Annotated in this window: 1 protein-coding gene; it reads right to left on the bottom strand. The window is 28.3% G+C overall.

Annotated elements, in window-relative coordinates; genetic code table 11:
- Positions 1-392: 392 nt before the first annotated feature.
- Positions 393-745: TM2 domain-containing protein (locus BN338_RS05800; protein ID WP_039759937.1), on the bottom strand; the 353-nt coding region annotated here is incomplete at its 5' end.

Here is a 745-nt window from a genome sequence, read left to right as displayed (position 1 = left end):
ACCTTTCATCTTCACCACCTATAAAATTGTTATTCATAAAGAAGTTTTTCTTCTCATATGATAATATATTGGATAAACCTCACAGCATGAATACAATCTGTATTCACCGTGATATATGACAACTTAAAAAGCTTAAAATCCCCCAACAACTTAAAATTCCCGCAATTATAAGTGGTAATACAAAGCACGCTGTTCGATTTGCACTTTTGTTTCTTTCATATGAAATAGTACAGTCTTTTTCAATAGTTTTATTTAAATATTCATAATTTTCTTTAATATTTTACATTTAAAGCTATAGACTAGAATAATTTACATTATTAAATTGATATATTGACAACATTAAAAGTAAAGAAAGTTTCTAGTTATTTACATTTTATATTATTCTAAAATTTCTACCAATTTATAATTTTATCCCCATTTTCATCCCTAAAATTTCCGGATAAAATGACTACAAAGTCAATCAATACCCAAGGTGTCATTATAAAAGTAATCACTATAAGCCCTATCCACATAAATATTATAGTCATAATACTCATTATACTTAGTATATTTATAATAAGCATTGCAATGCCAGTTCCAACTTTACCTGCCATAAAGCGATGAATTCCCAAATATCCAAAAAACCAACAAACAAGTGCTATCGCCAATCTTGATTTTTCTGACTGCGATTCACTCAAAAGAGGGAGAACAGATTTAACAACATTATCTTCATATACAAAATCAACGTTATCCCCTACCTTTGGTG

Origin of the sequence: Bartonella queenslandensis AUST/NH15 (assembly GCF_000312585.1) — a bacterium.
GTDB lineage: Bacteria > Pseudomonadota > Alphaproteobacteria > Rhizobiales > Rhizobiaceae > Bartonella > Bartonella queenslandensis_A.
The sequence above is the reverse complement of the archived record's forward strand: the minus strand, read 5'-3'. Positions and strand labels throughout refer to the sequence as shown.